A 25180-nucleotide genomic window follows, 5' to 3' on the forward strand; every position below is an offset into this window, starting at 1 on the left:
GCGCGACCCATATCGGCAAGTCCGCGTGACCGTGGGTAAAAGCACGCACAAACCCATGTGATTTCAGGCCTTTGGAATCAAACAGGGAATCCTGATGTGGGCGTACCCGAAAATTTGCGGAAAACAGACTCTTTTCGAGTGCGCTCAAAGCCGCTATTCCAAGCGTACGAGCAAAACAAGGAGAAACCATGCGTCCAATTCCCCAGCGTATCGCCGAAGAACTTTCGGTTCGTCCGGAACAGGTCATTGCCACCATCGAGATGCTCAATGAAGGCTCGACCGTTCCGTTCATCGCCCGTTACCGTAAAGAGAAAACCGGCGGGCTTGATGACACCCAACTTCGTACGCTGGAAGAACGCCTGCGCTATCTGACCGAGCTTGAAGAACGCCGTGCATCCGTGCTCGAAAGCATCCGCGAGCAGGAAAAGCTTACCCCGGAACTTGAAGCCCAGATCAACGAGGCCGATACCAAGACCCGCCTTGAAGATTTGTATCTGCCCTATAAGAAAAAGCGCCGCACCAAAGCCCAGATCGCGCGCGAAGCGGGGCTGGAGCCGTTGGCCGATAGCCTGTTTAACGATCCGACCCTTGATCCGGAAACCGAGGCCGCCAAGTTTGTTGATGCCGAAAAGGGCGTGGAAGACACGAAAGCTGCCCTTGATGGCGCACGTCAGATCCTGATGGAACGCTTTGCCGAGGATGCCGATCTTGTCGCCAAGCTGCGTGATCATTTGTGGAATGAAGGCGAAATCACCGCATCGGTCATCGAAGGCAAACAGGCCGAAGGTGCCAAGTTCTCGGACTATTTCGAGCATTCCGAAAAAATCAAAACTTGCCCGTCGCACCGTGCGCTCGCCCTTTTCCGCGGCCGCAATGAAGATATCCTGCAACTGAAACTGACCCTTGGCAAAGAGGACGAAGACCGTCCGCGCAGCCAGCCGGGCCGGGCAGAAGTCATGATTGCTGCCCATGTCGGCATTGCGGACAAGGGCCGGGCCGCCGACAAGTGGCTGATGGATACTGTGCGCTGGACCTGGCGCGTCAAACTGTCGCTGTCGATCGAGCTTGATCTGTTTGGCACGTTGCGCGATTCCGCCGAAGAAGGTGCGATCAAGGTGTTTGCCGATAACCTCAAGGACCTGTTGCTGGCAGCCCCCGCCGGGCAAAAGGCCACCATGGGGCTTGATCCGGGTGTGCGTACCGGGGTCAAGGTCGCAGTAGTCGATGCCACCGGCAAGCTGGTTGATACGGCAACCGTCTATCCCTTCCAGCCGCGCAATGACGTTGAAGGGGCGCTTAATACCCTTGCGGCGCTCGCATCACGCCATCAGATCGAACTGATCGCGATTGGCAACGGAACCTTTTCACGTGAAACCGACGAGCTTGCCGGTCAGCTCCTGAAACGTTTCCCGGCCCTTAAGGCCACCAAGGTCATCGTCAATGAGGCCGGTGCGTCGGTTTATTCAGCATCCCAGTTCGCAGCCGAAGAATTCCCCGATCTGGATGTGTCGCTGCGTGGAGCGGCATCCATCGCCCGCCGCCTGCAGGATCCGTTGGCAGAACTGGTGAAGATCGAACCAAAATCGATCGGTGTCGGGCAATATCAGCATGACGTATCGGAAACCAAACTGGCGCGTTCGCTCGATGCCGTGGTTGAGGATTGCGTGAACGGTGTCGGTGTTGACCTTAACACCGCCTCCATCCCGCTTCTGACCCGTGTCGCTGGCCTGACCGAGACACTGGCGCGCAATATTGTCGGCTATCGCGACTCCAACGGTGCGTTCCAGTCGCGCGCCGACCTTAAAAAGGTCGAACGTCTGGGACCGAAGGCGTTTGAGCAATGTGCCGGCTTCTTGCGTATTCGCGGGGCGACCAACCCGCTGGATGCATCGGCCGTACACCCGGAAGCCTACCCGCTGGTCGAAAAGATCAGTGCGAAGGCCGCCAAGCCTTTGGCAGAATTGATCGGGGACTCGCCCTTTATCAAGACGCTGCGGGCAGAAGATTTCGCCGATGAGACATTTGGCGTTCCGACCATCCGCGACATCATTGCCGAGCTTGATAAACCCGGTCGTGACCCGCGCCCGGAATTCAAGACCGCCAAATTCACCGAGGGTGTGAACGAGATCAAGGATCTGCGTACCGGCATGAAGCTTGAAGGCACGGTCACCAACGTCACCAACTTCGGCGCGTTCGTGGATATCGGTGTGCATCAGGATGGCCTTGTCCATATCTCACAGCTGGCCGACAAGTTCGTCGAAGACCCCCGTCAGGTGGTCAAGGCGGGTCAGATTGTCTCGGTCACTGTCATGGAAGTCGATGCCCCGCGTAAACGTATCGGGCTTTCGATGAAATCGGCCCCCGATTACGAAGGCACGCGTGAAAAGCGCGCCGACAATCGTGGTGCGGCACCCCGTGGCGGCAACCGTCCACAACATTCATCGGGTAACCGCCCGCAAGGCGGCCAAGGTCGCGGCAATGCCGGTGGCAATTCCGGCGGTGATGGTAGTGCGATGGCAGCAGCGCTCAAGGCCGCAATGGAACGCCGCAAGTAAGCCAACGGCCTTAACGTGAAATGATGGAAACGGCGGGATGGACGGATGTCCTTCCGCCGTTTCTCTTTTGCCGGGTCCTGCCCATCGGATGAATTGACAGAAAGCGCAATAAAACCCATCTTGGGCACTCACCAAGGGGAGCCCCGACAGGGGGCTGAGAAACTGCCGTGTGAAAGCAGCGCAGTGACCCGTTGAACCTGATCCAGTTCATACTGGCGTAGGGACGGTGCGAACGCGGATCACGACGTTCTCCATCTTTCCGACTTCGAACTGGGTCTCCAACCGCAAAAGTTCTGCATTGGAGCCTCGACATGACGACCGAAATTTCCCAAACCGCGACCGATTTGTTTGAACGCATGCGTGCGACCAATCCGCTGGTTCAGTGCATCACCAACTATGTCGCGATGAATTATGCCGCCAATGTCCTGCTGGCCGCCGGTGCCTCGCCCGCCATGGTGCATAGTCCCGAGGAATCAGGTGAGTTTGCCGCCATCGCAGGTGCGTTGACGGTCAATATCGGCACCCTGTCGCCCAACTGGGTTGAGGGCATGATTGCCGCTGCCAAGTCGGCAAATGACGCCGGCAAGCCTTGGGTGCTTGATCCGGTCGCCCATTTTGCCACCGGCTATCGCCGGGACACTGTGGCAGCGCTTTTGAAACTCCACCCCACCGTCATTCGTGGCAACGCATCAGAAATCATCGCCCTTGGCGGCGGTCAAAGTGCCGGTCAGGGCGTTGATAGTGGCGATCCGGTCGAACAGGCCGAAGAAGCTGCACGTGGACTTGCAAGCAGTCAAGGTTGCGTTGTTGCCGTTACCGGAGAGGTCGATTTCGTAACTGATGGTACGCGTTCGGTGCGCATTGCCGGCGGGTCGGACCTGATGCCGAAAATCACAGCCACGGGGTGCTCGCTGACCGCCCTTGTTGGCGCCTATCTGGCCATCGCACCTGATCAGGCGTTTGAAGCCACCATTGCCGCACTTGGCAACTTTGCCGTGGCAGGCGAGATCGCAGCCAAGACGGCAAACGGCCCGGCATCCTTCATGACTGCCTTTATTGATGGCCTGCACAATCTTGACGCCGAAACCTACGCCAAAACCCTTCGGATTGATCCGCAATGACGCCTTTTGATCTGTCGCTTTATCTTGTGCTTGATCCCGACCTTTGTCGTAACCATTCGATGGTCGAAACCACGATGGCTGCGATTGCAGGCGGCGCCACCATCATTCAGCTGCGCGACAAGGAGGCCGGAACTGACGGCCTCATTCGCGTTGGCCGGGAATTGATGCAGGCGATGGAAGGCACAAATGTGCCACTGATCGTCAATGACGATCTTGAGGCTGCCATCGCGATTGGCGCACATGGATTGCATGTCGGGCAGGACGATCTGCCGTCCCAGATCGCACGCAAACGCCTTGGCCCGGACAAGATCATCGGCCTTTCGATCGAAAGCGAAGAGGTTGCGCAAAAGGTTGACCGCACCATTGTCGATTATGTCGGCATCGGCCCGGTATTTGCCACACCCACCAAGCCGGATCACAAACCGGCCATCGGTTTTGACGGGCTGGAAAAACTTGTGCGGATGGTCGGCCTGCCCTCAGTGGCAATCGGCGGACTTAAGGGGGAGCATGTCCTGCCGGTTCTTGAAAGCGGTGCGGACGGGCTGGCGGTTGTGTCAGCCATCTGCGGGCAGGATGATCCGCAAAAAGCCACCGCAGACATCGCGGAAAAGCTTAAATCTGCGCGGGGACATCTGACCTAGGTAACCCACCAATCAACCGGCTCGTCCGCGCGCCAGACGCATGGCTGTCACGCCCTGATTGCTACCGTCGGCACGGAAATGCCCTATTTGCGCCGTTAATTTTTCGGCTTCGTAGCTCAGATTACTACGCATGAACCAAGCACAACCGCGCGAGGAAGACATGCTTAGATCTCTGCGCAGCAAGCCGGTTGCCATTGCCTTGATTGGTCTTATGACGATCACGACAGCCGCGCTGGCTGCAATCAAATCTGCACCGAAACCAACGACGGACAGCGTCACCATTCATTCCGAAATGGCCAAGGGTGAAGTCACACTCAGCCATCAGGAAGACGGGACCGTCGCGATCAAACGCGATTGCGTTCGTTTCCCGTGCAAGATCGATATCTCCTCGCTCAAGCGCGGGGAATATGACGTCACCCTGACAAATGGTGATGAAAGCCAGAAGATGGTCGGACTCTACAAGGAATAGGCAGACGGCCTGTTTCCATGTCCGACGCCGTCAAAAATTTCCAGGATTTCCGGGAACGTTTTTGGCACAGGAATGTTCATCATATATCGATCTATCGAACGTTAACGCAGCCCCGCATTGCATAAACGCCAATGCGCGCTAGATAAAAGATCACAGGTAACGCGCCTGATGCACCGATAACGCCTGCAACAAAGGTTTCCAACATGTTGCACGGGATTTTCACTTTTATCGAAGGCGCAAAAAGGGATATGTTGCGTTACCGCACAGATTAATAATGAAAGTCGAGGAACTGTATCATGGCATTTGAACTCCCAGCACTTCCGTATGCATATGACGCGCTTGCACCGGTCATGTCGTCTGAAACTCTCGAGTTTCACCATGACAAACACCACAACGCCTATGTTGTGAACGGCAACAAGCTGCTCGAAGGTTCGGGCCTTGAAGGCAAGTCGCTTGAGGAAATCGTTGTTGCTTCTTATGGCGACGCTTCCAAAGCAGGCCTGTTCAACAACGCTGCCCAGCACTGGAACCACATCGAGTTCTGGCAGATGATGAAGGGCAATGGCGGCGGCGCCATCCCGGGTGAACTCGAAAAGAAAATCGTTGAAGATTTCGGCTCTGTCGATGCCTTCAAGGAAGCCTTCATTCAGGCTGGCGTCACCCAGTTCGGTTCCGGCTGGTGCTGGCTGGCAATGGACAAGTCCGGCAAGCTGGTCGTCACCAAGACACCGAACGCGGAAAACCCGCTCGTTCACGGTCAGACCCCGCTGCTCGGTTGCGATGTTTGGGAACACTCCTACTACATCGATTACCGCAACGCGCGCCCGGACTATGTCAAAGCCTTCCTCGACAGCCTGGTAAACTGGGAATATGTCGCAGAGCGCTTCTCCAAAGCCGGCTAATCAAGCCCTGCTTTGAGACGAAATTAAAGAAAGCGGCTCCTTCGGGGGCCGCTTTTTATACGTTCAGAATTCTTCCGGCCAGCGGCGCGAAGCATGCAAGACCGCAATGACGGTAATCGCCTCGTCACCAATTGCATAAGCAATCAGATAAGGTGTGCCGTTAACAATCATTTCGCGCGTCTCGGTTACCCGACCAACCCGACCGATAAAAGGATGGGTTGTCAACTGCGAAACCGATCCTGATATCAACTGATAGGTCTTGAGTGCCGCAGTCGGGTTACGTTCTTCGATATAGTCAAGAATGGCCCTTAGGTCTCCGACAGCCCTGCTGTCCCAGACAATTCTCATCCTGCCTTCTTACCGACAAACCGTTCGTCAAATTCGGCGAGCACATCCTCATGACCAACAAGCGTCGCATCGCCAGAGGCGATACTTTGGGCGCGTTCTGCAATCAATTCCACTTGCCATTCTTGATGATCAGCAAACTGACGCAGCGCATCATTAATGATACTCGACCGTGTTTGACCAAAGGCATCGGCCAGCTTATCGAGGCGTTCGCGTAACGCAGGATCAACCCGGACGGCCAAGGTATCCTTGCTCATGATAGCTCCTTTCGGCTGGCGGTGTTTGCGACGTAATACAACGTATTCTAGCGCAAAAATGAACAAAGAAAAACCCCGCCAGCGAACCGGCGGGGTTTGAACCGAAGCTGATCAGGCGCGAGATCAGATATCAAATTTGATGCCCTGAGCCAGCGGCAGCTCGCGGGAGTAGTTGATGGTGTTGGTTGCGCGGCGCATGTAGCCTTTCCATGCGTCCGATCCGGATTCACGACCGCCACCGGTTTCTTTTTCACCACCGAAGGCACCACCGATTTCCGCACCGGACGGGCCGATATTGACGTTGGCGATACCGCAATCGGAACCAACCGACGACAGGAACAGTTCAGTTTCACGCAGATCGGTCGAGAAGATGCACGATGACAGGCCCTGCGGGACGTCGTTCTGAAGCGCGATGGCTTCTTCAAGGGTCTCGTAGGTCATGACATAGAGGATCGGTGCGAAGGTTTCATGACGCACGGTGTCGGTCTGACCCGGCATTTCAACCACCGACGGGGTAACATAAAACGCGTTCGGATATTCCGATTCCAGGGTACGTTCACCACCATGCACGGTGCCGCCGTCTTTCTTGGCGTTGCCAAGGGCGGTCTGCATGTTGGTGTAGGCTTCTTCGTCGATCAGCGGACCAACCAGAACACCATCGGCCAGCGGATCGCCAATTTTCACCGACTTGTAAGCCGCAATGATTTTCGGCAACAGCTGATCCTTGACGTCCTTGTGAACGATCAGGCGACGAAGCGACGTGCAACGCTGACCACAGGTGCCAACAGCGGAGAACACAACTGCGCGCACGGTCATGTCGAGATCCGCCGACGGGGTCACAATCATGGCGTTGTTGCCACCAAGCTCAAGAATGGTGCGGCCAAAGCGCTCAGCAACGCGCGGGGCGACTTCGCGGCCCATGCGGGTCGAACCGGTGGCCGAAATCAGCGCGACGTCGCGGCTGTCGGTCATGATTTCACCGATGGCGCGATCACCGACAACGACCTGATGCAGGTTGGCCGGAGCATCACCGAATTTGGCAATCGCCTTTTCGAGGATTTTCTGGCAGGCAAGGGCGGTGACCGGGGTCTTTTCCGACGGTTTCCAGATCACGGCGTTACCGCAAGCCAGTGCAAGGGCGGTGTTCCATGCCCACGGTGCCACCGGGAAGTTAAACGCGGTGATCAGGCCGACAACACCCAGCGGATGCCAGTTTTCCATCATTTTGTGGCCCGGACGTTCGGACGCGATGGTCAGACCATACAGCTGACGCGACAGGCCAAGGGCGAAGTCGCAGATATCGATCATTTCCTGAACTTCACCAAGACCTTCCTGATAGATCTTGCCGCATTCAAGCGATACCAGACGGCCCAGCGGTTCCTTGGCAGCGCGCAGCTCTTCGCCCAAAAGACGTACCAGCTCGCCACGACGCGGACCGGGAACCTGACGCCATGCGCCAAATGCCTTTTTGGCATTGCCGATGACATCGGTCATCTCGGCCGGGGTGGTTTCGGTTACGCTTGCGAATTCCGAACCGTCAACCGGGGTCTGGACACTGAGGGTGCCATTGGCAATCTCTGCTTCGGACAGACCAAGTTCGGTCAGAATGGATTTGTAGCTCACAGTAAAACTCCCTTCGTTTTAAACTTTCCGGCGCGGATCACCGGCAAATTCGATCTCTGTTCAATCCTTGATTTCGGCTACTTTTGGCAGCAGCTTGGCGATGATGGCAAAGGCCTCATCAACCTGATCAAACGGAATGGTCAAAGGTGCCAGCAGCCGCACCACATTGGCGTGTTCACCACTTGGCATTAACAATAGCCCGTTTGCGCGGGCCAGTTGCAACAAGCTTTGCAGACGTTTGGGTGACGGTTTGCCGTCATCTGCAATCAATTCAAAGGCACGCATCGCCCCAATCCCGCGCATATTGCCGATCACATGCCCGCCGGGCAGGTCGCGCAGCCATGCGATATGGGTGGCGTATTTTTCACCAAGCTGTTTGGCGCGTGCGATAAGCTTGTCAGCCTCAAGCACCTCAAACACGCCAGCTGCCGCCGCACATGCGACCGGATTGCCCGAATAGGTTCCGCCAAGCCCGCCCGGGGCCAGCGCATTCATGACATCCTCAGCCCCGGTGATCGCAGCCAGCGGGAAGCCACCGCCAATCCCCTTGCCCATAACAAGGATATCAGGCGAAACCCCGGCATGCTCGATGGCAAACATCTTGCCGGTCCGGGCAAAGCCCGACTGGATTTCATCAGCAATCAGAACCATGCCGTTTTCATCACACAGGCGACGCAGCGCGACGAGAAACTCACCATCGGCGGCCCGAAAACCGCCTTCGCCCTGTACTGGTTCAATTACCACCGCGCCGACCGATGCCGGATCAGCGGAAACGGCAAACAGTTTGGCGATGGCGGCCATCGCATCGTCAACCGATACACCTGTTTCCGGGCAAGGATATGGCAAATGCCACACCGGCCCCGGCAACGGGCCAAGTCCGGTTTTATAGGGTTTGGTTTTACCCGTCAGTGCGAGGGTGGCCAGAGTTCGGCCATGGAAGCCGCCCTCAAATGCAATGACCCCGGTGCGACCGGTAAAGGCACGCGCAAGCTTCAGCGCATTTTCCATCGCCTCTGCCCCGGAATTGGTCAGCATTGATTTTGCCGGACCTTCGATCGGGCAGTTCGCCGCCAACCATTCGGTTACCGCGACATAGGGTTCATGTGGCAGCGCGTTATAGCAGCTGTGGGTAAAACGTTCGCACTGGGCGACAACGCGTTCCATCACCACCGGGTTGCGATGGCCGACAGTCAAAACACCGATCCCGCCAATGAAATCGATATAGCGTGTACCTTCGACATCCCATGCCTCGGCATTGAGTGCGCGATCAAGATAGACCGGATGCACGTTGCGCACGCCAGCCGAAACAGACGTGGCCGCACGGTCGCGCATCTGCGCGCTGTCCTGGGTTGGTTTGGTGTTTTCGTCACGGGGCATATGGGGCTGCTCCGACCTTTTCAATGATGATTTAAATGACGTTCAGTTCAAGCACTGGGGCGTTGTCGCGGATGCGCTCATAACCAAACACCGACAGATCAAGGGTTTCATAGCCGTTTGTTGCAATCAGCTCGGCAATGCCACGGCCAACCGCCGGGCTTTGCTGCAGGCCATGACCCGAGAACCCGTTGGCAAAGATGAAGTTTTTAACATCGGTATGGCGGCCAAGAATCGCGTTCTGATCCAGCAGGTTATAGGAATAATGACCCGCCCAGGCATTGACGACCTTGATCGCCTCGAACCGTTCGCACCGCTCATAGAGGCTGGGCCAGATGATGTCGTCAAACAGGCTATGGTCGACCTCAAAATCCCAGCATTCCGGATCGCGATCCTTGGGCGGGGCAATGCCGGTAATGAAGAATTCACCTTCCGGGCGGACATAAAGACCGCTTGGGTCAATCAGCATCGGGCAAGTCGCGTTGATGTCCTCGGCATCCCGGCAATTAAACACAAAGATGCAGCGTTTGCGCGGCTCGACCGGGATTTCCAGACCCGCCATCCGGGCGACCTTTGATCCGCCTGTACCTGCCGCGTTCACAAGCTGACCACAACCGAAACGACGACCGTCTTTCAGCACCACACCCGTCACCTGATCGCCATCGCGCAGGACCTCGACCACTTCGCCGTCGATATAATCGGCACCGCGGCGACGCGCCTGTTTGCGGAATGACTGCATCAGGGAATAGGCATCAAACCAGCCCTCCCCCGTGCGGCCCCAGCACCCCGCCGAAAGATCGGATGTATTCATCCACGGGGATTTCGCGGCAAGTTCGTCGGGTTCCATCCAGATGATGTCGCCGCCAAATTCGGTTTGCGTCGCATGGTTCTGACGCAGGATATCGCGGCCCTGATCGGTTGCGAGGATGAGATAGCCCTTCTCATGCAGGGCAATATCAACGTCCGGGTCCAGATCGCGGTTCAGATTGTGCAGGAACTGAATGCCATAAGCCGACATTTCGATATTGATCGGTGTTGAAAACTGCTGGCGGATCGATGCCGCCGAAAGGGCGGTCGAACAGAACTCGTAGGTCGAGTCTTTTTCAATCACCAGAACCCGACCCTTGAAATCATCACGGCCTGTCAGATGCCATGCGATGGAACTGCCAATAACCGCACCACCGACGATGATCACATCATAATTTTCGTCAACAGAACCCATTCTTGCCTTCTACCCGATGCAAATTGTTGCTTTCCGGCCATTTTCGGACCGGCATTTTGCGACATTGCACTGAAATCCGTTACCCAAATGAAGGGAAGCCATCCTTCCAAAACATTCCAAAGTAACAGTATTCCAGCGCGGTTGGCTTTTCGCCCAAACGCATCTTGGGGTGGCGCGAGGGGGCTTGGAACCGTTTAAAACGGTACGCCTTGGCTGCAAAGCAAACAAACGATATATTCGCACCATATCATTCCGTTTTGTTATGAACTGGTTTCACCATGCGCCGCGTCCTGCCATCGCTTACCGCCCTGCAATTCTTTGAAAGTTCGGCCCGCCATTTGTCCTTTACCCGGGCGGCCGAGGAACTCAATGTCACGCAAAGTGCAATCAGCCGTCAGATCCGTGCGCTTGAGGAATATCTGGGGCGTGATCTGTTTCGCCGGGTGAAGAAACGCCTCAAGCTGACCGCAGCCGGTGAAGCCTACGCCGCCCAGGTCCGTGATCTTCTGGATCGGGCCGAGGCCGCCACCTTGCAGGTCATGGCCTATTCCGATGCCGGCGGGATGTTGAATGTCGGAACGCTACCGACCTTTGGCGCACGCTGGCTGGTTCCGCGACTTGGTGATTTCAAGGCAACCTGGCCTGACATTCAGCTCAATCTCATTACCCAGACGCGCGAGTTTAATTTCGACCGCGAGGGTATTGATATCGCCATTCACTTTGGCGAAGACAACCTGCCCGGCTGTGTCACACATCGTTTGATGGGCGAAACCCTGATCGCGGTTTGTGCACCCAAGCTGCTTAAGGAAAATGACGATCTGCCGATTGCGCGTGAACGGGTACGCAACTGTACCCTTTTGCAGCATTCCACCCGCCCGCGCGCCTGGCAGGACTGGCTGGCGGCGACCGGCGTTGCCGTGGTCGATGAATTGGCTGGCCCACGGTTTGAACATTTCCACATGGTGATTCAGGCGGCTGTGGCGGGTCTTGGACTGGCACTATTGCCGGAATTTCTGGTGCGTGAAGAACTTGAAAGCGGGCGTCTGGTGGCACCGTTTGATGTGGCGATCCCCAATCAGCATGCCTATTACGTTGTGTATCCCAAAGAGAAGGAAAACAACTTTGCGGTCCGCGCGTTTCGCGACTGGCTGATTGCCACGTGCCGGACCGAACAGGATGGTCGCACCATCCCGTCCGGCTCTGCGGCCTGACACCCCCCGATATCAGGCCGATTGACTGACCAGCACGATGCCCCCTGCCGGGTCCTTGATGGCCCGGATCGGGCTTTTGAACACCGATGACAGCAAATCCGGTGTCATGACATCTGATACCGATCCCTGTTCGACGACTTCGCCCGAACTCAGGATCGCGACCCGATCGGCATAGGTCAGGACCTGATTGAAATCATGCAGGATCATCAGGACCCCAACGCCGCGTTCTTTCGCCTCCTGGCGGGCAAGGGCCAGAACCGCATGTTGGTGGGAGACATCCAGACCCGCTGTCGGCTCATCAAGCAGCAGGAAGCGCACGACAGACGGTTGCTCATCGTCGCCATTGCTGGCCGCGCTGCGTTGACTGGTATCTGTCATGCCCCAAAGCTGCACCAGCGCGCGTGCCAGATGCACACGCTGTTTCTCGCCGCCTGACAAGGCCGGATAGGCCCGATCAGCCAGATGGGTGATATCGGCAAGCTCAATCGCGCGGCGCACCTGTTTCTGATCAAACTGGCGGGTAGACACCTTGCGATAGGGCGCACGACCCAGTGCAACAACATCAAACACCGTGAACGGAAAGGTCATCGAGGCAGCCTGTGGCATCACCGCGCGTTCCTGCGCCAGCTCCAGTGCAGAAATACTCGAAAGCGCCCGTCCGTTCTGAAACACCTTGCCACCACTTGGCGAAAGTTCGCCTGCCAGGACCTTTAGCAAGGTCGACTTCCCTGCCCCGTTTGGCCCCAGAATCGCCAAAACCTCACCCGGTTCGACAGCAATCGAAACATCGCGCAGCAGGTAACGCCCGCGCGCCTTGAAGTCTGCCTTATGCGCCATCAGGGTCATAGACGACGCCTTTTCTTTTCAACGATCAAAAGACCCAGGAAAAACGGCCCACCGACAATGCCGGTAACCAGCCCAATGGGTAGTTCGGCCGGAAGGACGATAATGCGCGCCACCGCATCTGCCGCGGTCAGAATAATCGCCCCGCCCATCGCAGATGCGGGCAGCACGTAACGGTTATCCGGCCCGGTTGCCAGACGCACCAGATGCGGGGCGACCAGCCCGACAAAACCGATGATGCCGGAAACCGCCACCGCTGCACCGACGACAAGGGCGGTAATGACGGTGGCCCGACGTTTAAGATGTTCGACCTCAACACCCAGATGGCGTGCTTCGGCCTCACCCAGCAAAAACAGATTAAGCGGCGTACCCAGCCGGATCAGATAGGCAATCCCGAGCGCCATGACGATCAGGGCCGGCATATCGGTCGGACCATTGCCCGAAAGTGCCCCCATCTGCCAGAAGGTCAGGCTGCGCAGTTGGGCATCGTCGGCCATATAGGTAAAGACACCGACCCCAGCGAAGGCGATGGCATTGATCGCAACACCGATCAGCAACATGATCGCTGCATCGGTGCGGCCATCCTGACGTGACAGAATGCTGATCACGACCGTGGCAAGAACTGCCCCACCGAAAGCCGCAATCGGCACACCATAGGGCCCGATGGCCGCATAATAGCTGCCGAGAATCAGGTGACCTGCGACAATCATGCTCACCGCGCCAAAGGCGGCACTGGCTGAAACACCAATAATGCCGGGATCAGCTATCGGATTGCGAAACAGGCTTTGCATCACTGCCCCGGCAAGCCCCAACCCGGCACCAATTATAATTGCGCGCAGTATCCTTGGCAGACGCAGGCTATCAAGAATGCGGGCATCAAAGGCGTCAATGCCGACTTCGGTGATACCAATGCGGTGCGCTAGATGGACAAACACATCGCCAACCGAAATCTCCATCCCGCCCATGCCAAGTGACATCACAGTGGCAGCACAAAGCCCTATCATCAAAAGCACCAGAAACAGCGCCGATCGGTTGACCGGCAGCTGTATCTGCAAGGTAGCGACCCTTTGTTTCACAGCGATCACGATCCCTGTTCGATGCTGCGAAGATGGGCCGCAAGATCGCGAATTTCTTCGGCTGACGCCGGACCAAAACCAAGAATGGTCGAGGCTGAAATGGCAAGTACCCGGCCATTCGCCACCGCCTTGTTCAGACCAAGGATCGGATGGGCCTGAAGTCCCTCAAGCCCGCCCAGTTGATCAAGGGTCGACTGGGTCACCAGCACATAATCGGATGCGTCCGATGCAATCACCTCGGGCGAGACGGGCTTGAAACCATCAAACCCCGCCATGCTGTTGGTCCCGCCAATCATGGTTATGATTTCATCTGCCGTGGTTTCCTGCCCAGCCGACAGTGGCTTGCCATGGCCGACCGCCATCAGGAATACGATGCTTGGCCGATCAGCGCCATCACTGCCCTTGAGTTCGGCTAGATCAGCCTGCACCCGATCAGAAAGCGCCTGCGCCGCATCAACCCGACCCAGGGCATCGCCCACCTGCACAATGGCACCCGGCAGGTTTTCCATCTTTGCCAGCGACGGCAGGATGACAATCGGAATGCCAAGATCAGTCAGTTCAGAAAGCACGACATCCGGGCCGGATTTCTCGACCGCAACAATCAGGTCCGGCTTCAGGCCAATGATGCCCTCGGCCGCCAGATTGCGCATATAGCCAACCTTCGGCAGGGTCAGCACCGGTTCTGGTCGGGTGCTTGTTGTATCAGTCGCAATCACGCTATTGCCCGCGCCAAGGGCAAAAACGATCTCGGTTGCAGGCGCCCCGACAGTGATCACACGCTGGGGCGTATCATCGGCAAGGGCGGGTAGGCACAGCCCGACAAAGCCGATGATCGCCAGGATAAATCCGGTGAAATGACGCATTAATTGGTTACTCCGCCACTGCTGCCATGGTGGTTTCCAAACGCGGCAGGCTCTCGGCCAGTTTCTGCCAATCGGGATTTTCCGGGTCCTTGCGTTTGCGCTCCCCACAGAAGATCGCGAAATTGTTCAGATCGGCGTCATAAAGCTCGACCGTCGTCACCACACCCTCGCGGATCGGCTTGCGAACAATCCATGCTTCGAAAATCTGATCCATACGCAGATGCAGGGTAAAGGTCGGATCCATGATGTTGATCCAGTCGCCCATTTCGCGAATGGTTTCGATCGGGCCGGTATGGATCTGAATGGCACCGCTATTGCCAACAAAGACCATGATCGAAATGCCGCTTTCCGATGCCTTTTCAAGCAGGGTTTTCAGCGCATCGGCACTCAGCCGTTCGGCAAATTCCGACCCAGCCAGACGCATGCCTTGCTGACGGCCGACATTAAAGTCCTTGAGCATCCCGTGATACTGATGGACGTCTGTCATGCGACGCCAGTGCGCGCGCAGGTTTTCAACATCAACATCCTGATCGGGTAGTGTGACGGCCTTTGGCAAAGGTGGCAGGACTTCGATGCCGGGCGACTGGTTGTCCGCCTTGAAATCACTGATCAGCTTGTCATAGGCAGCTTCATCAGACTGCTCGGTCAGGAAAATCTTGTGAACGGCGCGCCCGTCCAGATCAAAGATCTGGAAGCTGCGGCGGCGTCCCGCGCGCGGGTTGTTGGTTTCAACGGCAAACGCGTGACCCCAATGACCCAGGAACAGGCGCAAATCAACATCGTGATTAAGCACAAGCCCCATCTCGCCATTAATACTGACCTTGCCAAAGGTGCCGATCTTTTCGTGCACGACACTGGGGTTGCGCGTCAGGATCTTGACCTGACCCAGTTCTTCGAGGCGGGGAATAAAATCCCCCCAATCGGCATCAAGGCGCACGACATTGGTGCCGATGCCCGCTGCAACCAGCTCGCCCTCGCTTAAGCCAAGCTCGGCCGCGATATCGACGGCATATCCCTTTGCCTCACCTGCGGCAAATGCCGCCCAAGCTTCATTGGCAGTTTTGAAATTGTTTTCACTCATGGCGTTTATACCTCCTGCAAGATCAGACGAAGCAGAAGCTGCTTCGTCTGATGCTTTGGCTTAGAATTTCATGCTTGCGGAAATTTTGAAGTTGCGACCCGGCTCGTACAGCCCGTTGTCCGCAGTCTGGTAATTGCGATCCAGAAGGTTATCGATGCCAGCGTTGAGGCTCAGACCTGGCAGGGTTTCATCTGCATCCCAACGAACAAACAGGTCGAAAGTTGCGTAACCCGGCACTTCGTACCCCGACGAAATGTGGGTCAGACGATCGACGATATTTGCCCTGCCGCCCACTTCGACAGACTGGTCGGCAAACCGATAGCCGCCAGAAAGGGCAACCTTGTCAGCCGGAATATTGGAAAGGTTTGCACCAGTCCGGGTGTTCTCACCGCGAATACGCGACGCGACCAAACCGGCAAACATCAGCCCTGTGTCATATGAAATCTCGGCTTCGAAACCTTTGATTTCAGCTTCCGGTACGTTGACGCTTCTGGTTTCCGAACTGCCAAAAGTCGCACCCTGTTGTTCGATATAGTCTTCGATATCGTTCTGGAAATACGCGACCTTGGCGCGAAGTGCGTCACCGGTACTGAACAGATTGTCGGACTTGAAGTTCGTCCCGAACTCCCACGTTTTAGCTTTTTCGGCTTCCAAATCCGGGTTTGCGACAAAGTTGTTGCCAGGGAAGTGATAGCCGCTTGCGTACATTTCGGTCATTGCAGGCGCGCGGAAGGCTTCGGCGTAGCTGATGTAAGGCTGCATCCATTCGGTCACGCGGTAGCTTGCAGAGAAGCGCGGCGAAACTGCGCTGTCTTCGCGCGAACGCTGGCCGGACGCTGATAGATCATAGGAGTCAAATCGCACACCTGCTGTCACATCGAGCGCGTCGGTGACAGCAAAGGCGTTATCGACATAGACACCATAAATAGTCATGTCTGCGTCAGGGAACAGGTTGGAAACAGCAACACCATCACGGCGCCCCTCCTGCGAGTCCTGATAGATCTCGCCACCGACCGTTACGGCAAGTTCACGACCGGAAAGGTCAAAGCGCGAGGTATTGCTGCCGTCAAGACCGATGGTATCGAGGGTACGTTCATCGTGGCGGCCATCACTGACGCGTTTTTCATCAAGATCTGTGCGCATGCCATAGGCATTTACATTGGCATCAATCAGATCATTGCTGCTGTCGTGATAGCTGTAACCAAGCACCATCGAGGTTTCTTCACTCTCGCGGTTCACGAGATAGTTGCTAGTGGAGTTCACCGCCGCGCCACTATCAGGGGCTGCGGGTAATTGATGATCATCACTATAGCGCTGCAGGGCAAGGGTCAGGCGGCTTGCATCATTGATATCGATCCCGCCTTTAACGAGACCATTGATGTAGTCGTCATCGGTGTAAGGTTGCTTGTTGCCGTCGCCGGCTTCAAAGTTACCGGTGCTCTCACGCGTCAGACTTACAAGAAAATCTGTATTTTCGGTCGGACGGCCATAAGCCATACCATTCGTCGTCAGACCATGGTCGACAGATGCATAACCAACTTTGACCCGTGCCCCAAGATTTTCACCCGCTTCAAGCAGATCATTGGCATCCTTGGTGGTCAGTGCAATGACGCCGCCAAGCGCACCGGTGCCCTGCATGGTTGAGGCTGCGCCGCGATAAACCTCGACCGATTTCATCACTTCCGGGTCAAAGAAAAACCGACCTTTGTGCCCGACACTCATGTTGGCACGAACGCCATCGACACGTACAACGACCCTGTCACCGGTCAAACCACGGATGATAGGCTCCTGCACCGTACTGCGCGGGCCGCCATAGATTTCAACGCCCGGGAGTCCGCGAAGAATGTCGCTCAGATCGGATGCCTGACGACGTTCGAGTTCGTCCTCGTCAATCACCGAGATGGAAGCCGGTGCATCAATAACCTTGGTATCGCGTTTGTTGGCAGTGACAGTAACCGTATCAAGCACAACAGCCGTTTCAGCAGCCGGTGCGTTTTGGCTTTCCGTGGTCTGGGTGTCGGTGGTGGGCGCTGACGCCGGTTCCTGGGCATGGGCGGCAACATTGAGAGCGAGTGTGGAAACTGTCGCCAGAAGAAGGCGCACAGAAGTGGTTCGAACCATAATGATTCCCCTGTAAGGCAGCTTTAGCTTTGTACCGATTTCGGCTGGCTGGCTGGCTTGTGCAGGGCACTGGCGCGCTGGCTGGCAAATGGTGTGGTGTGAGACGGCGTTTGGACGCCTATTTGGTCAGGATCAGTTTGTTATTTGATGTCAGGCGCAGTCTGTATTCTTCCCCCTGATGAACGATGATGACTTCACGGTCATCGCCCATCAGTTCCTGCACCTGCATCTGTTTCACTGTTTCGGACTTTCCTGCATGCCCCGGTTTTGCTGCGATGTCGGGCATCGCAAACTCCTTGCTGATGGAATGTTATTAATAATGATTTGCAGTGCTATATGTTTGTTGCGAATGCAAGTCAAGTTCATTTTGGAATATGCGTAGGTTGTGGTGATCAAGATCACGCATCAAAAAAGGCACCCCGACGAATACCGGTGGTGCCTTTCTGCGTTCTGCAAGATGCCGAGATCACGCTGCTTTTGCTAATCAGCACCGATCTTCTTGGCAGATCCGGCACGCATCGAAGCACAAAGCTGCACCGCGACAACGACAAACAGGAAGTAAAGTGCGACCTGCCAGTCGCCCAGAAGGTCATGCAATGCCCCGAACAGAACCGGGCCGATAGCGGCAAACAGATACCCCACCGATTGCGCCATACCCGACAAGCGCGCAGATGTTTGCGGATCCGCCCCACGCATGCCGACAAGGGTCAGGGCAATACTGATCATGCTGCCCTGTCCAAGCCCCATGCACACCGCCCAGACATAAGGAAGCTCCGTGGTGGCAAAGACAAAGCCCGGAATAGCGATGATCAGCGGGATATGCAGCACCAGCATCGCCAGTTTCTTGTTGGCGATTTTCGAATAAATCAATGGCGCGCCAAACGCGGCCGGAATGCCAAATACGTTAAACAGCGTGAGCAGGGTAGCCGCTTCGGCCTCGGAAATGCCGTGGTCGATGAAGACTTTGGCAACCCAGGCAGTGCCGGTATAGAACATCAGTGACTGACAGCCGAAAAACAGCGCCAACCACCAGGCTTCGACATTTTTCCAAAGCGAAATGCGCGCAACAGGGCTCGGTGCCGCCCCGACATGGCGATAACGCAGCATCGGCAGCCAGCAGACAAAGGCAATGGCGGCAAACACTGCCCAAACACCCAGCGACCAGCGCCAGTCGCCGTCAGCTGCATTTCGGATCGGGATCGAAACAAATGCCGCAATCGTCGCACCGCTTGACATGGTAAAGGTATAAAGGGCTGTCACCAACGCCACATGGGTCGGGAAACTGCGCCGCACCAGCGACGGGGTAAGTACGTTCAGAACCGCAATCGCTGCCCCAAGGATAATGGTCCCGACCACCATGATGTCATAGGCACCACTGGCCCGAAGCCCCTGCCCGATGGCAATGAACAACAGCATGGTCAAAAGTGTCGCTTCAAGGCCGAATTTCTGCCCCAGACGCGGGGCAAACATCGACAACACACCAAAGCTCAGAACCGGAAGGGTTGTCAGCAAACCCAGCTGCGTGCCGGAAAGCGACAGATCCGTACCGATGATTTCCGCAAGCGGGCCCAAGCCGACAATACTGCCGCGCATGTTCGCAGCCAGAAGCAGGATCGCGAGCAAGAAGCCAATATGTGCGCCCAGATGATGGAACCCACGCCCGGCATCAGGCGCGTTGTTTCTTCCCGCTGATGCTGCGTCGGTAGAGGTCGTTTTCGGGGCAGTCTTGTCAGTCATCTGGGTGATCCGTGTTACGTCGTGATGGCGGTGGTGGCGCGATCAGAATTTTGGGTGGGTACAGGTTCAGGCGCTAAGCATCCTAAGGCGCGACAACACCCCACAATACGCGAAACGCGATCAGTACGAACAGAACCGCAATGATGCGTTCAATCCAGGCAGCATGATCGCGCAACCACGGCAAAACGGCCCCGTGCGAAAGCCCGACCGCCACAAGGCAATACCACGCCCCATCAATCACCGCTGCAGTCATCGCCAGCAGGAACTTGCCGGCCCATTCAAATTCGGGCGAAACGAACTGGCTGAAAAGGGCGAGGAAAAACAGCGCGATCTTGGGATTGAGGAACGCGATCATAAACCCGTCGCGTGCGGCCTGCAGGATTGATCCCGATACCTTGCCAGACCCATCAACATCAAACTTCGCCCCTGCCTTCGCACCGCGCCATGCCTTGATCGCAAGCCAAATCAGATAAAGCGCACCAAGAATGCTGACCGCATTGTGAAAGACCGGCACTGTCTGAAACAGGATGCCAAGCCCGGTCATGGTGATGACGGCATAAAAACCGATCCCCAGCGCATGCGCGAAGGCACAGGCAAAGCCCGCCTGACGTGAATGACCGACGGAATAACGCAACACAACAGCCAGACTGGGGCCTGGTGTCATTGCGCCAAGAACACAGATGGTTGCAACCGACAACCAGGCGGCGAAGCTCATGACGTTTCCTTTGGATGGCGCAGGTTTGGTTCCCGCTTGGTTTTATCGAAAGCTATCTGCTTGCCAGAACCGTTTCAACGGAAATGAACTATCGCTATGATGCGCATCCGCGCCATCCCGCCACCTGAACGCTGCTTTTCGTAAAATACGGTTTTAAAACATGTTTCTGCTTCTCAAGAATGCCAACGTCTTCGCCCCGACCCCGCTTGGCATCAATGATATCCTGATCTGTGACGAAAAAATCGTTGCCATTGCCCCGGATCTGGTTGTTTCGGTTCCAGCCGAAATCAAGACCATCGACCTTGGTGGCAACATGACCGTACCGGGCTTTATCGACGGGCATGTGCATCTGATCGGCGGTGGTGGCGAAGGCGGTTTTGCCACCCGCACACCGGAAGTCGCAATCGGCAAACTGATTGAGGCTGGCATTACATCTGTCTGCGGACTACTCGGCACCGATGCTGCCACCCGCCATATCGCATCGCTTTATGCCAAGACCAAAGCACTTCGGACCGAAGGCATTTCTGCCTGGTTCTTTACGGGTGGCTATCGCGTGCCCTCCCCAACCCTGACCGGTAATATCGGCGATGACGTGACGTTTCTTGACGCCTGTATCGGCCTTAAAACCGCCATTTCCGATCATCGCAGCAGCCAAAGCACGGTCGACGAACTGGCCCGCATCGCATCGCAATCACGCATTGGCGGTATGACATCGGGCAAGGCCGGGTCGGTGGTTGTTCATCTTGGGGATGGAGACGGTCACTTTGATCCGTTGCTCGCCGTGATTGATCAAACCGAAATCCCGATCGGTCAGTTCATCCCAACCCATGTGAACCGCAAACGCGCCCTGCTTGATGCCGCCAAACTCTGGGCCAAGCGCGGCGGCAATATCGATTTCACTACCGGGATTGATGCCGAACTCGATCCCAAAGGGGCAAGTAAAACATCAACCAGCATTGCCGAGTGTCTGGCGGATGGCGTACCGCTTGATCGCATATCCATGACGTCAGATGGCAACGGGTCGCTTCCGGATTTTGATGCCGATGGCAATATGATCGGGCTTTCTGTGGCAGGATTTGAAACCGTACCGCGCGAATTTGCCGATCTGATTGCCGTCGAAAAACTTGATATACCGACGGCCCTCGCCCCGATCACGATTAACCCGGCCCGGATGCTGGGCCTTGCCGCACACAAAGGACAAATCAAGGTCGGTTATGATGCCGATATCCTTGTTTTGGATGATGCGCTCACCCCCGACAGCGTAATTTCCCGCGGAAAACCGGCCATGATTGCCAATGAACGGCACCTTCGCGGCACTTTTGAGGACTAAACGGGCCTGAAACACCCAAATGGCGCTCGAAAACACGGATTTTCGCTTCGGAAAGCCGTGTGAGCTGCCTTTTTATCGACATAACTGCCCCAAACAGCCCCTATTCCGGCCAAACTGCTTCCCGTTTTCTTATCCATGCTCGCTTACCTCAAAAAGGTCCTTGAATGACCAAGCAATAAGAGCAAACACGAAGGGATACGAGAGATGCGAAAGACAGCCACGATTATTGTCGTTGCCGGTGCATTGGGACTGTCCGCGTGCAGTGGATTGAATGACCGCGACCAGAAAATGCTCAGCGGCGGTGCCATTGGTGCCGGTGTCGGCGCCGTCGGAACCGTGATCACCGGTGGCTGCGTCACCTGCGGTGCTGTTATTGGTGGCGCGGTTGGTACCGGTGCCGGCTATATCATGCACGAGAACGAAAAGGCCCGCGAATGATGAAGCGGGGCATCCTTCTCGCAGCCGGTCTTGCACTCGCAATGCCGCTAGCAACACCGGTTCCGGCAAAAGCCGATCCGCCATCATGGGCACCAGCCCACGGCTATCGCGCCAAGCAGCATAAGGGCCACAAACGTGACTATACCCGTCACGGCAATGAGCTTTTTGTCTCGGACGGTGGCTTCCTACGCTGTAACCGTGATGTGGTTGGTGCAATCATTGGTGGTGGTGCCGGTGCAGTTCTTGGATCGACTGTCGGCAAAGGAAGTGGTCGGGATGCGGCCATGATCGGTGGCGCCATTCTTGGCATGCTGAGTGGCTATTCGATTGGCCAGACCCTTGATCAGGGTGATCAAGCCTGCACAGGATACGCCTTGCAGCGCGCACCCGATGGTCAACATGTTCGCTGGCAAAACCCCGATTCGGGGCGCAGCTACAATGTTGTGCCGACGAACAGCTGGCAAAATGCCGAAGGACGCTATTGTCGGGAATACAGTGCAACGGCCAATATCGGCGGGGAACTGCAGAAAACGTTTGGCACCGCATGCCGTCAGGCGGATGGTTCCTGGCAAATTGTGTCCTGACGTCATGGGACTGCCAAGCGCAATGCAATCTGAGGTTTTATCTTGCAAAAAGCCCGGCAGTGCCGGGCTTTTTTGTGTGCTTTTTTCAGTCGGAACCGTATCTTAAATAATTGCAATTCAATGTCTTAATCGTCGAACGAGTTTCGCATTCGTTATTTGTTTTACGTTAACGTCACTTTGTATTACAGTCCTGACATAATCAAAACAAGAATACCAGCTGACTGAGGGAGGCGTTCGTGGATGACATCCTCGAAACCGTAAAAGAAAAACTGCCGCAACTCCGCGGTTTGAATGCTGTCGTCGCCTTTGATTGCGGCGATGATGGGCATATTGTTGTTGATGCCACCGGTGATGAACCGGAAATCAGCGACGACGACCTGTCTGATGCCGATTGCATTCTTAAAATCAAGAAAGCCAACCTCGAAAAACTGATCGCCGGAAAGCTTGATCCGATGCTTGCCTTCACCATGGGCAAACTCAAGATCAAGGGTTCGATGGGCGTGGCAGCCAAGCTGTCATCCATGCTCGACTAACCGGTCGGGATGATACGTTTTATGGGGGAAACATGCGTAATCGCATCAAAAATGGCAGCCTATCGGCCCTGATTGCCGGATTTGCGATCCAGCTTGCGGCACCTTCGCTGGCATCAGGAGCGGAAATACTGAACTTTCGCGTTCTTAAGGACGGGGAACCAATTGGCTATGAAAAAGTCGAAATCACCCCGACTGCAACCGGCCAGACCGTCAAGGTTGAAACCCTGACCGATGTTCGGGTGCTGTTTTTGAAGTTCCACTACGATCATCAGCGGACCGAGCAATGGCAGGACGGAAAGCTGGTCTCGGTCGAAACCACCACCAATGATGACGGCACACACTACACCTGGCAGGCAAGCTATGACGCAGATTGTTATGCGCTGGCTGGCAAGGGTGTCGGTAAACGCGATTCCTGTGACGGGGCCTGGCCACTGACCTTGTGGCACGAGGACGTTACTGGCAAAGCCGACCTTTTCAGCGTCATCAATGCCGAACCCTATACCGTCGACACACAAAGGGTCGCTGAAGAAACCGTCATGGTCGAAAGCCGGGAAACACCGGCAGTCCATTACGAAATGTCTGGCGATGTCGAACGGGATCTATGGTACGGCACCGACGGAAAACTGCTCAAAACGAGTTTTAAAAGAAAGGGTTACGACATCGATTTTATCAGGGTCGATGCGATAAACCCTCAGCAATAAAAGCGGGCGTTTTAAATCATGGATTTGAAGCGTTATAAAAGATTAAGGGAGAAACAGATGTCCTACTTCAAGAAGGGCTGCCTCTGGGGAGCAGCTTCGGGTACCGCACTTCTATGCGCGCTTGCCAGCGTTGGCACCGCACATGCATCAGGTTTTCAGGTCCGCGAAACCAGCGGCACCCTGCAGGGTTCAAGCTTTGCCGGCATGACCACCCTGTCCACCGATGCATCTACGGCATTCTATAATCCAGGTACTATCGGCCAGTACGAGGAGACGACCTATAGCGCAGGTGGATCCTTGATCGTACCGCGCTCAAAAATGGTCAGCGGCAAAGGTACAGCGAGCGGTCTTTCCACTGGTATCGACCTTTCGCGCACTGACTATGGAGATATGGCAGTTGATGCCTTTGTTCCAAACGCACATGCGGTATGGAAGCTCACGGAAAATATCAACCTTGGAATGTCCATTACATCTCCGTGGGGTCTTGTAACCGACTATGAAAACGATTTTGCAGGCCGCTACTTCGGTACAACTTCAGCGATAAAATCGATCAACTTGAAACCGGTCCTCGCCTATCGCTTTGACAATGGTCTCTCGATTGGAATGGGACCACAGATTCAATACTTTGAAGCCCGTTTTGACAAGGCTGTTGCTCGCGCAACGGGCGTCGAAGGTAATAGCTCTGTCCGCGGCGATGACACCGCCATGGGATGGCAGGCCGGGCTGAATTGGCAAGTTCTGCCGGAAACCCGTATCGGGTTGGCCTACAATTCCTCAATCAAACACACACTGAAGGGAAAAATCGATTTTGACAGCGCTGCAGAAGGCTTGTCTTACGTTGATCGCGATGTAACCGCAAAAGTCGAAACCCCAGAAGCAATTGCTTTTGGCATTTCTCAGAAGTTTGGAGAGAAATGGACTGTTATGGCAGATGCCCAATGGACGAATTGGAACAGCATCGACACATTGACCTTCAACTTTAGCGGTGACACGAATACCGCGATTGCCGGAAACCAAAACTCCAGCTCGGACACATTTAAGTGGGGCACAGGATGGTTTTACAGTCTAGGCGCGCAATATCAATACGATGAAAACTGGCGATTTAGTGGTGGTTTTGCTTTTGATGAAACTCCGGTCACTGACCTTCATCGTTCCGTGCGTTTGCCGGATTCCAATCGATATTGGACATCTCTTGGAGCCAGCTACAAAGCTGCCGACTGGGCAGAGGTTTCGCTAGGATACACGCACATCTTTGCTCACACTGCTGACGTAAACCTCTCTAGCACCTCAGTCGGATCATTCTCCGGAAAATACGAATCCGAGGTCGACATCATCGCGCTGCAGGCGAAATTCAAGTTCTGATCTGCTATGCTGTCCGGTGCGGGGTGCTGAGCGCTTCGCATCGGGCTCCCTTTTTTTGCCCGCAAAGTGACGTTAA

General features: G+C 55.7%; 25 protein-coding genes and 1 riboswitch. Of the genes, 12 read left to right on the top strand and 13 right to left on the bottom strand.

Annotation, left to right across the window (positions count from 1 at the left end; genetic code table 11):
• Nucleotides 1–188 precede the first annotated feature (188 nt).
• The 5 genes from CMO10_RS01955 to CMO10_RS01975 all read left to right on the top strand — a co-directional run bounded on the left by CMO10_RS01955 (nucleotide 189) and on the right by CMO10_RS01975 (nucleotide 5688).
• Nucleotides 189–2555 carry a Tex family protein gene (locus CMO10_RS01955; protein WP_297018636.1) on the top strand — a complete coding sequence of 789 codons (2367 nt, stop codon included), beginning with the start codon at nucleotides 189–191 and terminating at the stop codon, nucleotides 2553–2555.
• A gap of 124 nt (nucleotides 2556–2679) precedes the next feature.
• Nucleotides 2680–2796: riboswitch (TPP riboswitch) on the top strand.
• 70 nt (nucleotides 2797–2866) lie between these two features.
• Nucleotides 2867–3676 carry a hydroxyethylthiazole kinase gene (gene thiM / locus CMO10_RS01960; protein ID WP_297018637.1) on the top strand — a complete coding sequence of 270 codons (810 nt, stop codon included), beginning with the start codon at nucleotides 2867–2869 and terminating at the stop codon, nucleotides 3674–3676.
• Entirely contained in the window at nucleotides 3673–4317 is a 645-nt protein-coding gene (thiE, locus tag CMO10_RS01965; RefSeq protein ID WP_297018638.1) for a thiamine phosphate synthase, read from the top strand. The genes thiM and thiE overlap by 4 nt, the downstream gene beginning before the upstream one ends.
• Nucleotides 4318–4447: 130 nt before the next feature.
• Nucleotides 4448–4786: a hypothetical protein gene (locus CMO10_RS01970; RefSeq protein WP_235285123.1), complete on the top strand. Its 339-nt coding sequence runs from the start codon at nucleotides 4448–4450 to the stop codon at nucleotides 4784–4786.
• Nucleotides 4787–5082: 296 nt separating this feature from the next.
• The gene (locus tag CMO10_RS01975) at nucleotides 5083–5688 is read left to right on the top strand and encodes a superoxide dismutase (RefSeq protein WP_297018639.1); all 606 of its coding nucleotides are present in this window, start codon (nucleotides 5083–5085) and stop codon (nucleotides 5686–5688) included.
• A gap of 63 nt (nucleotides 5689–5751) precedes the next feature.
• Here CMO10_RS01975 and CMO10_RS01980 read toward each other — a convergent pair whose 3' ends face one another.
• From CMO10_RS01980 to CMO10_RS02000, 5 genes are all read right to left on the bottom strand, one after another.
• Nucleotides 5752–6036: a type II toxin-antitoxin system RelE/ParE family toxin gene (locus CMO10_RS01980; RefSeq protein ID WP_297018640.1), complete on the bottom strand. Its 285-nt coding sequence runs from the start codon at nucleotides 6034–6036 to the stop codon at nucleotides 5752–5754.
• Entirely contained in the window at nucleotides 6033–6290 is a 258-nt protein-coding gene (locus CMO10_RS01985) for a CopG family ribbon-helix-helix protein (protein ID WP_297018641.1), read from the bottom strand. Before CMO10_RS01985 ends, CMO10_RS01980 begins: the two co-directional genes overlap by 4 nt.
• Nucleotides 6291–6413: 123 nt before the next feature.
• Complete coding sequence (gene amaB, locus CMO10_RS01990; RefSeq protein WP_044829779.1) at nucleotides 6414–7913, bottom strand: L-piperidine-6-carboxylate dehydrogenase; 1500 nt, start codon at nucleotides 7911–7913, stop codon at nucleotides 6414–6416.
• Between the two features lie 60 nt (nucleotides 7914–7973).
• The gene (locus tag CMO10_RS01995) at nucleotides 7974–9290 is read right to left on the bottom strand and encodes an aspartate aminotransferase family protein (RefSeq protein WP_297018642.1); all 1317 of its coding nucleotides are present in this window, start codon (nucleotides 9288–9290) and stop codon (nucleotides 7974–7976) included.
• A gap of 31 nt (nucleotides 9291–9321) precedes the next feature.
• Nucleotides 9322–10509 (bottom strand): NAD(P)/FAD-dependent oxidoreductase, encoded by a 1188-nt coding sequence (locus CMO10_RS02000; RefSeq protein ID WP_297018643.1) that lies wholly within the window; start codon nucleotides 10507–10509, stop codon nucleotides 9322–9324.
• A 278-nt stretch (nucleotides 10510–10787) separates the two neighbouring features.
• Between CMO10_RS02000 and gcvA the strand changes: the two genes are divergently transcribed.
• Nucleotides 10788–11720, top strand: a complete 933-nt coding sequence (gene gcvA / locus CMO10_RS02005) for a transcriptional regulator GcvA (RefSeq protein ID WP_008888607.1) — start codon at nucleotides 10788–10790, stop codon at nucleotides 11718–11720.
• 12 nt (nucleotides 11721–11732) lie between these two features.
• Here gcvA and CMO10_RS02010 read toward each other — a convergent pair whose 3' ends face one another.
• The 8 genes from CMO10_RS02010 to CMO10_RS02045 all read right to left on the bottom strand — a co-directional run bounded on the left by CMO10_RS02010 (nucleotide 11733) and on the right by CMO10_RS02045 (nucleotide 20156).
• The gene (locus tag CMO10_RS02010; RefSeq protein ID WP_297018644.1) at nucleotides 11733–12566 is read right to left on the bottom strand and encodes a heme ABC transporter ATP-binding protein; all 834 of its coding nucleotides are present in this window, start codon (nucleotides 12564–12566) and stop codon (nucleotides 11733–11735) included.
• The gene (locus CMO10_RS02015; protein WP_297018645.1) at nucleotides 12563–13618 is read right to left on the bottom strand and encodes a FecCD family ABC transporter permease; all 1056 of its coding nucleotides are present in this window, start codon (nucleotides 13616–13618) and stop codon (nucleotides 12563–12565) included. The genes CMO10_RS02010 and CMO10_RS02015 overlap by 4 nt, the downstream gene beginning before the upstream one ends.
• 26 nt (nucleotides 13619–13644) lie before the next feature.
• Nucleotides 13645–14502, bottom strand: a complete 858-nt coding sequence (locus CMO10_RS02020) for a heme/hemin ABC transporter substrate-binding protein (RefSeq protein ID WP_297018646.1) — start codon at nucleotides 14500–14502, stop codon at nucleotides 13645–13647.
• A 7-nt stretch (nucleotides 14503–14509) separates the two neighbouring features.
• Complete coding sequence (locus CMO10_RS02025) at nucleotides 14510–15583, bottom strand: hemin-degrading factor (protein WP_297018647.1); 1074 nt, start codon at nucleotides 15581–15583, stop codon at nucleotides 14510–14512.
• 60 nt (nucleotides 15584–15643) lie between these two features.
• Nucleotides 15644–17704, bottom strand: a complete 2061-nt coding sequence (locus tag CMO10_RS02030; RefSeq protein WP_297018648.1) for a TonB-dependent hemoglobin/transferrin/lactoferrin family receptor — start codon at nucleotides 17702–17704, stop codon at nucleotides 15644–15646.
• A gap of 118 nt (nucleotides 17705–17822) precedes the next feature.
• Complete coding sequence (gene hemP / locus CMO10_RS02035) at nucleotides 17823–17990, bottom strand: hemin uptake protein HemP (RefSeq protein ID WP_082049848.1); 168 nt, start codon at nucleotides 17988–17990, stop codon at nucleotides 17823–17825.
• 194 nt (nucleotides 17991–18184) lie between these two features.
• On the bottom strand, nucleotides 18185–19441 hold the full coding sequence (locus tag CMO10_RS02040; protein ID WP_297018649.1) for a CynX/NimT family MFS transporter: 1257 nt from the start codon (nucleotides 19439–19441) through the stop codon (nucleotides 18185–18187).
• Nucleotides 19442–19523: 82 nt separating this feature from the next.
• Entirely contained in the window at nucleotides 19524–20156 is a 633-nt protein-coding gene (locus CMO10_RS02045; protein ID WP_297018650.1) for a LysE family translocator, read from the bottom strand.
• A gap of 160 nt (nucleotides 20157–20316) precedes the next feature.
• On the opposite strand from CMO10_RS02045, the gene iadA reads away from it, so the two are divergent.
• The 6 genes from iadA to CMO10_RS02075 all read left to right on the top strand — a co-directional run bounded on the left by iadA (nucleotide 20317) and on the right by CMO10_RS02075 (nucleotide 25104).
• Nucleotides 20317–21486 carry a beta-aspartyl-peptidase gene (gene iadA / locus CMO10_RS02050; RefSeq protein WP_297018651.1) on the top strand — a complete coding sequence of 390 codons (1170 nt, stop codon included), beginning with the start codon at nucleotides 20317–20319 and terminating at the stop codon, nucleotides 21484–21486.
• A gap of 204 nt (nucleotides 21487–21690) precedes the next feature.
• The gene (locus tag CMO10_RS02055; RefSeq protein WP_297018652.1) at nucleotides 21691–21924 is read left to right on the top strand and encodes a hypothetical protein; all 234 of its coding nucleotides are present in this window, start codon (nucleotides 21691–21693) and stop codon (nucleotides 21922–21924) included.
• A complete protein-coding gene (locus tag CMO10_RS02060; RefSeq protein WP_297018653.1) occupies nucleotides 21921–22508 on the top strand; it encodes an RT0821/Lpp0805 family surface protein in 588 nt (195 codons plus the stop codon). The genes CMO10_RS02055 and CMO10_RS02060 overlap by 4 nt, the downstream gene beginning before the upstream one ends.
• 236 nt (nucleotides 22509–22744) lie before the next feature.
• The gene (locus CMO10_RS02065; RefSeq protein ID WP_052657683.1) at nucleotides 22745–23041 is read left to right on the top strand and encodes an SCP2 sterol-binding domain-containing protein; all 297 of its coding nucleotides are present in this window, start codon (nucleotides 22745–22747) and stop codon (nucleotides 23039–23041) included.
• 32 nt (nucleotides 23042–23073) lie between these two features.
• A complete protein-coding gene (locus CMO10_RS02070; protein WP_297018654.1) occupies nucleotides 23074–23742 on the top strand; it encodes a DUF6134 family protein in 669 nt (222 codons plus the stop codon).
• An 18-nt stretch (nucleotides 23743–23760) separates the two neighbouring features.
• On the top strand, nucleotides 23761–25104 hold the full coding sequence (locus CMO10_RS02075) for an OmpP1/FadL family transporter (protein WP_297018655.1): 1344 nt from the start codon (nucleotides 23761–23763) through the stop codon (nucleotides 25102–25104).
• Nucleotides 25105–25180: the final 76 nt, after the last annotated feature.

It is taken from the genome of Thalassospira sp. (assembly GCF_002709775.1).
In the GTDB taxonomy this organism is placed as follows: Bacteria; Pseudomonadota; Alphaproteobacteria; order Rhodospirillales; family Thalassospiraceae; genus Thalassospira.

Coding starts and splice junctions, on each gene's coding strand:
- CMO10_RS01955 (WP_297018636.1), top strand. CDS start 189: ATGCGTCCAATTCCCCAGCGTATCGCCGAAGAACTTTCGGTTCGTCCG.
- thiM (WP_297018637.1), top strand. CDS start 2,867: ATGACGACCGAAATTTCCCAAACCGCGACCGATTTGTTTGAACGCATG.
- thiE (WP_297018638.1), top strand. CDS start 3,673: ATGACGCCTTTTGATCTGTCGCTTTATCTTGTGCTTGATCCCGACCTT.
- CMO10_RS01970 (WP_235285123.1), top strand. CDS start 4,448: ATGAACCAAGCACAACCGCGCGAGGAAGACATGCTTAGATCTCTGCGC.
- CMO10_RS01975 (WP_297018639.1), top strand. CDS start 5,083: ATGGCATTTGAACTCCCAGCACTTCCGTATGCATATGACGCGCTTGCA.
- CMO10_RS01980 (WP_297018640.1), bottom strand. CDS start 6,036: ATGAGAATTGTCTGGGACAGCAGGGCTGTCGGAGACCTAAGGGCCATT.
- CMO10_RS01985 (WP_297018641.1), bottom strand. CDS start 6,290: ATGAGCAAGGATACCTTGGCCGTCCGGGTTGATCCTGCGTTACGCGAA.
- CMO10_RS01995 (WP_297018642.1), bottom strand. CDS start 9,290: ATGCCCCGTGACGAAAACACCAAACCAACCCAGGACAGCGCGCAGATG.
- CMO10_RS02000 (WP_297018643.1), bottom strand. CDS start 10,509: ATGGGTTCTGTTGACGAAAATTATGATGTGATCATCGTCGGTGGTGCG.
- gcvA (WP_008888607.1), top strand. CDS start 10,788: ATGCGCCGCGTCCTGCCATCGCTTACCGCCCTGCAATTCTTTGAAAGT.
- CMO10_RS02010 (WP_297018644.1), bottom strand. CDS start 12,566: ATGACCCTGATGGCGCATAAGGCAGACTTCAAGGCGCGCGGGCGTTAC.
- CMO10_RS02020 (WP_297018646.1), bottom strand. CDS start 14,502: ATGCGTCATTTCACCGGATTTATCCTGGCGATCATCGGCTTTGTCGGG.
- CMO10_RS02025 (WP_297018647.1), bottom strand. CDS start 15,583: ATGAGTGAAAACAATTTCAAAACTGCCAATGAAGCTTGGGCGGCATTT.
- CMO10_RS02030 (WP_297018648.1), bottom strand. CDS start 17,704: ATGGTTCGAACCACTTCTGTGCGCCTTCTTCTGGCGACAGTTTCCACA.
- hemP (WP_082049848.1), bottom strand. CDS start 17,990: ATGCCCGACATCGCAGCAAAACCGGGGCATGCAGGAAAGTCCGAAACA.
- CMO10_RS02040 (WP_297018649.1), bottom strand. CDS start 19,441: ATGACTGACAAGACTGCCCCGAAAACGACCTCTACCGACGCAGCATCA.
- CMO10_RS02045 (WP_297018650.1), bottom strand. CDS start 20,156: ATGAGCTTCGCCGCCTGGTTGTCGGTTGCAACCATCTGTGTTCTTGGC.
- iadA (WP_297018651.1), top strand. CDS start 20,317: ATGTTTCTGCTTCTCAAGAATGCCAACGTCTTCGCCCCGACCCCGCTT.
- CMO10_RS02055 (WP_297018652.1), top strand. CDS start 21,691: ATGCGAAAGACAGCCACGATTATTGTCGTTGCCGGTGCATTGGGACTG.
- CMO10_RS02060 (WP_297018653.1), top strand. CDS start 21,921: ATGATGAAGCGGGGCATCCTTCTCGCAGCCGGTCTTGCACTCGCAATG.
- CMO10_RS02070 (WP_297018654.1), top strand. CDS start 23,074: ATGCGTAATCGCATCAAAAATGGCAGCCTATCGGCCCTGATTGCCGGA.
- CMO10_RS02075 (WP_297018655.1), top strand. CDS start 23,761: ATGGATTTGAAGCGTTATAAAAGATTAAGGGAGAAACAGATGTCCTAC.